The organism is Enterococcus dongliensis (genome assembly GCF_031927985.1).
Lineage (GTDB): Bacteria > Bacillota > Bacilli > Lactobacillales > Enterococcaceae > Enterococcus_A > Enterococcus_A dongliensis.
The window spans coordinates 1-3,048 of the sequence record NZ_JARPZC010000040.1; the positions used below are offsets into that span (position 1 = coordinate 1).

Below are 3,048 nucleotides of genomic sequence, written 5' to 3' on the forward strand. Positions count from 1 at the left end.
TTTCTTTAGCAGAACAGGATGAACGTATTCGAATTGTGACCCTTGAGGGGTCACGCGCAAATATTAATATACCTAAAAAAAATGATTTAGAGTTTATGGAAGAAGTTTTAATTGATGATAATATGGTTTTTGATATTGATAATTTAAAAGGATTTCTTAATGATACCAGTTCATTTGGGTTTATAGCTAAAGAAAATAATAAAATTATAGGATTTGCATATTGCTATACACTTTTAAGACCTGATGGAAAAACAATGTTTTATTTACACTCAATAGGAATGTTACCTAACTATCAAGACAAAGGTTATGGTTCAAAATTATTATCTTTTATTAAGGAATATTCTAAAGAGATTGGTTGTTCTGAAATGTTTTTAATAACTGATAAAGGTAATCCTAGAGCTTGCCATGTATATGAAAAATTAGGTGGTAAAAATGATTATAAAGATGAAATAGTATATGTATATGATTATGAAAAAGGTGATAAATAAATGAATATAGTTGAAAATGAAATATGTATAAGAACTTTAATAGATGATGATTTTCCTTTGATGTTAAAATGGTTAACTGATGAAAGAGTATTAGAATTTTATGGTGGTAGAGATAAAAAATATACATTAGAATCATTAAAAAAACATTATACAGAGCCTTGGGAAGATGAAGTTTTTAGAGTAATTATTGAATATAACAATGTTCCTATTGGATATGGACAAATATATAAAATGTATGATGAGTTATATACTGATTATCATTATCCAAAAACTGATGAGATAGTCTATGGTATGGATCAATTTATAGGAGAGCCAAATTATTGGAGTAAAGGAATTGGTACAAGATATATTAAATTGATTTTTGAATTTTTGAAAAAAGAAAGAAATGCTAATGCAGTTATTTTAGACCCTCATAAAAATAATCCAAGAGCAATAAGGGCATACCAAAAATCTGGTTTTAGAATTATTGAAGATTTGCCAGAACATGAATTACACGAGGGCAAAAAAGAAGATTGTTATTTAATGGAATATAGATATGATGATAATGCCACAAATGTTAAGGCAATGAAATATTTAATTGAGCATTACTTTGATAATTTCAAAGTAGATAGTATTGAAATAATCGGTAGTGGTTATGATAGTGTGGCATATTTAGTTAATAATGAATACATTTTTAAAACAAAATTTAGTACTAATAAGAAAAAAGGTTATGCAAAAGAAAAAGCAATATATAATTTTTTAAATACAAATTTAGAAACTAATGTAAAAATTCCTAATATTGAATATTCGTATATTAGTGATGAATTATCTATACTAGGTTATAAAGAAATTAAAGGAACTTTTTTAACACCAGAAATTTATTCTACTATGTCAGAAGAAGAACAAAATTTGTTAAAACGAGATATTGCCAGTTTTTTAAGACAAATGCACGGTTTAGATTATACAGATATTAGTGAATGTACTATTGATAATAAACAAAATGTATTAGAAGAGTATATATTGTTGCGTGAAACTATTTATAATGATTTAACTGATATAGAAAAAGATTATATAGAAAGTTTTATGGAAAGACTAAATGCAACAACAGTTTTTGAGGGTAAAAAGTGTTTATGCCATAATGATTTTAGTTGTAATCATCTATTGTTAGATGGCAATAATAGATTAACTGGAATAATTGATTTTGGAGATTCTGGAATTATAGATGAATATTGTGATTTTATATACTTACTTGAAGATAGTGAAGAAGAAATAGGAACAAATTTTGGAGAAGATATATTAAGAATGTATGGAAATATAGATATTGAGAAAGCAAAAGAATATCAAGATATAGTTGAAGAATATTATCCTATTGAAACTATTGTTTATGGAATTAAAAATATTAAACAGGAATTTATCGAAAATGGTAGAAAAGAAATTTATAAAAGGACTTATAAAGATTGATTATATAATATATGAAAAGCTATTATAAAAGACATTAGTATTAAATAGTTTAAAAAAATGAAAAATAATAAAGGAAGTGGAAAGATGGATTTAGAAAAAACAAATAATAATTCAATGATTATTAAATATCAAAATACAGATAATGTATTAGAAGATATATGTTCTATAAGATGAATTTCAGGATTATGATATTACATATTTTGTAAGTGATATAGAACCGTTTATATCTAATGATGACTGGCTTAATCAATTTGGGAATATAATAATGATGCAAAAGCCGGAGGATATGGAATTATTCCCACCTGAAGAAAAGGGATTTTCCTATCTTATGCTATTTGATGATTACAATAAAATTGATCTTACCTTATTGCCCTTGGAAGAGTTAGATAATTACCTAAAGGGCGATAAATTAATAAAGGTTCTAATTGATAAAGATTGTAGAATTAAAAGGGACATAGTTCCGACTGATATAGATTATCATGTAAGAAAGCCAAGCGCAAGGGAGTATGATGATTGCTGCAATGAATTTTGGAATGTAACACCTTATGTTATTAAAGGATTGTGCCGCAAAGAGATACTGTTTGCAATCGATCATCTGAACCAGATTCTACGGTTTGAACTACTTAGGATGATGTCGTGGAAGGTTGGGATAAAGACAGAATTTTCATTAAGTGTTGGGAAAAATTATAAGTATATTAACAAATACATTGATGAAGATCTATGGAATAGATTATTATCTACATATCGCATGGATTCCTATGAAAATATTTGGAAGTCATTATTTATATGCCACCAATTGTTCAGGGAAGTGTCCAAAGAGGTAGCAGAACTACTGGGGTTTGATTATCCAGAGTATGGTAAGAACATAACAAGATATACCGTGGACATGTATAAAAAATATGTTGAAAATGACTATTTTTAAAGATTAGCAAAGATTATTAACCATAAGCAAGGGGTGTAAATGTATGGAAAGTACTGATGTTATAAATGAAATTAGAGGTATATTACCTCGTAACTCAATTGGAAAATATGATTTACTAACTATTTTTACACATAAAACCGTTTTTGATAAAATTGTAAAAGTACTATCATTGGATTTTCAAAATAAAGTAGATTATGT

General features: G+C 26.5%; 2 protein-coding genes and 2 pseudogenes. All 4 read left to right on the forward strand.

Features of this window, described 5'->3' with window-relative positions; all coding sequences use genetic code 11:
* Positions 1-77 (forward strand): annotated as a pseudogene (locus P7D84_RS13870) (aminoglycoside 6-adenylyltransferase); the annotation flags it as partial.
* Between the two features lie 45 nt (positions 78-122).
* Positions 123-488: a GNAT family N-acetyltransferase gene (locus P7D84_RS13580; RefSeq protein ID WP_002303448.1), complete on the forward strand. Its 366-nt coding sequence runs from the start codon at positions 123-125 to the stop codon at positions 486-488.
* Positions 489-1,928 carry a bifunctional aminoglycoside N-acetyltransferase AAC(6')-Ie/aminoglycoside O-phosphotransferase APH(2'')-Ia gene (locus tag P7D84_RS13585; protein WP_001028144.1) on the forward strand — a complete coding sequence of 480 codons (1,440 nt, stop codon included), beginning with the start codon at positions 489-491 and terminating at the stop codon, positions 1,926-1,928.
* A gap of 169 nt (positions 1,929-2,097) precedes the next feature.
* Positions 2,098-2,850 (forward strand): annotated as a pseudogene (locus P7D84_RS13590) (aminoglycoside 6-adenylyltransferase); the annotation flags it as partial.
* Positions 2,851-3,048: the final 198 nt, after the last annotated feature.

What these genes read in the sequence shown, in the direction of transcription:
- P7D84_RS13585 (WP_001028144.1), top strand. Translation starts at nt 489, where the DNA reads ATGAATATAGTTGAAAATGAAATATGTATAAGAACTTTAATAGATGAT.
- P7D84_RS13580 (WP_002303448.1), top strand. Translation starts at nt 123, where the DNA reads ATGGTTTTTGATATTGATAATTTAAAAGGATTTCTTAATGATACCAGT.